At 58.7% G+C, this 2330-nt stretch carries 3 protein-coding genes; 1 reads left to right on the plus strand and 2 read right to left on the minus strand.

Going from position 1 to position 2330, the window contains the following annotated elements; translation table 11 throughout:
* Nucleotides 1-271: 271 nt before the first annotated feature.
* A complete protein-coding gene (locus tag HGO92_RS22995) occupies nt 272-781 on the minus strand; it encodes a hypothetical protein (RefSeq protein ID WP_169999032.1) in 510 nt (169 codons plus the stop codon).
* 131 nt (nt 782-912) lie between these two features.
* A complete protein-coding gene (locus HGO92_RS23000; protein WP_169999034.1) occupies nt 913-1125 on the minus strand; it encodes a hypothetical protein in 213 nt (70 codons plus the stop codon).
* A gap of 335 nt (nt 1126-1460) precedes the next feature.
* On the opposite strand from HGO92_RS23000, the gene HGO92_RS23005 reads away from it, so the two are divergent.
* Complete coding sequence (locus tag HGO92_RS23005) at nt 1461-2267, plus strand: helix-turn-helix domain-containing protein (RefSeq protein ID WP_169999037.1); 807 nt, start codon at nt 1461-1463, stop codon at nt 2265-2267.
* Nucleotides 2268-2330 lie beyond the last annotated feature (63 nt).

A 2330-nucleotide genomic window follows, 5' to 3' on the forward strand; every position in this document is an offset into this window, starting at 1 on the left:
ACTCAGGATCCTCCGGCGAACGGCCCGCCTCTTCTCCCAGATGGTCACTAGCAGCAGCGGATCAGACAGACCTACACAGGCGCCAGCCGATGAATACGCCCGAACCTGATACGCAGAGGTGCCAGTAGTCTGCCTCGTGGGATCAGTTCGAATTTAGTCAGGTGTGGAATGCAGAGACGCACGGTTGAAATCGCGTTTTTCTGCTTCTTTCATGGGTGGAATTCGTCCCGATCGCATTGGCTTGAGTCCGTGGAGGTGAGTGTCCCGCCATTTATAGAGGGGGTTCTTCTCTGAAGGTGTTCTGGGCCGAAAGCCGGCGTGCCAGCTGCTGGGCGGTCCGGGAGGCGTTGGCCACTTCTTCTGGGCTGCCCGCAGCCCGGAAGAGGTCTATGGCCCATTCGAATTCCTGTTCGGCCTCGCGGTAGCGGCTTTCTACCATCAGTCTTCGTCCTGTGTGATGGTGTGCCATTGCTTCGCGTTCCGGTGTTCCGGCGATTCTGACCGCTTCCCCCTGCAGCCAGGAGGCTTCCTCCCACCTGTACTGGCACTGGTAAATGTGGGCCAGCAGGAGCAGAGGGCCGAACCTGTAATCGGCACCGGCAAGCAGATCCTCTGCCTCGATAGCGGCCTGGTCCAGGCACCCGAGCAAGCGCAAGGCCCAAATCCGCTCCAGAGGCGACCCTTCCTTAACCTGGGCCAGAGCTGCTTCAGGGTCCAGAAGCACCTCGTGGAGGCTGGCCGGATCCAACGCCCAGATCTGACCTGTCGCCGCTTCACTCATGGCTCAAACCGGTTCGCGCTCTCGAACGGACAACCGCTTCCAGGACGAGCGGTTGTGGAGCGGACAGTACCTGCCGTACCTGGAGTCAGCGCCGGAGCTGCTGAGGTAAGGCAGAGGTTCTGCGGTGCTGCTCATATGGATCGTTCGTGGGTGAGCCCGTAGGGGACTTCATCGGAAAGTTCGACTGTGTATCGGCTGCCGTCGTGCCGGGTCACGAGGATCCCGTTCTTTTTTCGCTCCAATGCCGTCGCGAGAAGGGTATCCACAGCTTTGTCTAGAAGTCCGTTCAGTTCTCTTCCATCACTCACAACGACTTCTATACGGCATCTTGCATCAGATTTCATCCGGTGTATTTCCTGCTTCATTAGACGGAGCGGCAGCCGTCGAAGGGGCCTCGTTGTATCGGTTGTTCAAGCGCATGCATCCCGGCCGCGTCAGAGGAGGGATGCTACGAGAGTCTATTGCGGAAGTCCCTCCGCAGTCGTCCGACAGTTGTCGGATCTTTCACCCGATATGCCGCTGACCTGTGGTTATGGCCGTAGTCTCCTTTTGGGAGGCTTTTTGAAGGGCTGTTCCCTCGACAGCCGCGGCTTGTTCCGCAGGTTTCGTCCACCAGTGTTTGTCCAGCGGTTGAGGCCCGGGTTGGCCCTGACCGCATACTCCTGCCGCGGATTGAGTCATGAATCCAGTTTCAAATGCCACTGTCCTGCCTCAGCGCAGGCTCCTCTCCGGGCTGCTTCACACTGATACGAACGATCGTGATCGGGAGAATCTTTGGATTTCTTTGGGCCTGGGCACCTTGAAGCGAAGCGCCGTGCTGGCTTTTCGGGAGAAGGAATCTTCTGAACAGTTGCCGCAGCGGATTGTAGAAGCCGATCCTGACTGCATCGCTGTAACTACGGGCGCCGACACAATCGCCATTGCGCCACGGGATACGCCGTTGCGGCGGTTTGCTGAAATGACAGCCGGTGTTCGTGTCGGTATCGGTCCTCGGGTACCGGTTGCCCGGATCCACCTCTCCTACCATCACGCCCTGGATGTTCTGCCGTTTACCGGCGATGGCAGTCCTGTTTCCCGCGTCATTTCACACGCTGAGCTCGGGAACCTCACCCTGCTCGCCCGGGTACCTCGTGATGATCTCCTGAAGCTGCCCGATCTCCCGGCACTTCAGGCCATCGAGAGGAAAGACGGCGGGCGTGCGGAGCTTGAAGCATTGGAAGCGCTGTGCCGGACAGGAACACTGCGCCGTGCCGCGAAAGCGCTGCACCTTCACCACAGCTCCGTTGCCAGACGTATCGGCAATGTCGAAGAAGTCTTGGGCTACCGCCTAATAGGACCCATTCCCTTAACCAGCGCATACGCCGCTGTCCTGGCTTTACGGCTACTTAAATCCGATCGCGCCCCGCACGAAATAAACCAGGCACTGCGGCCGTATGGTTTTGTGAGACAGCTTGTAAGGAGCCCTCACGTTAATGTCGGATCGTAAGAAGTACACCCAGAAGTACAAGGAAGACGCCGTGGAACTGGTGCGTTCCTCGGGTCGTCCGAT

Source organism: Crystallibacter degradans, assembly GCF_012952295.1.
GTDB lineage: Bacteria > Actinomycetota > Actinomycetes > Actinomycetales > Micrococcaceae > Crystallibacter > Crystallibacter degradans.

Bases quoted from the DNA above. Each gene is read 5' to 3' on its own strand.
- HGO92_RS23005 (WP_169999037.1), top strand. From the start codon at position 1,461: ATGAATCCAGTTTCAAATGCCACTGTCCTGCCTCAGCGCAGGCTCCTC.
- HGO92_RS23000 (WP_169999034.1), bottom strand. From the start codon at position 1,125: ATGAAATCTGATGCAAGATGCCGTATAGAAGTCGTTGTGAGTGATGGA.
- HGO92_RS22995 (WP_169999032.1), bottom strand. From the start codon at position 781: ATGAGTGAAGCGGCGACAGGTCAGATCTGGGCGTTGGATCCGGCCAGC.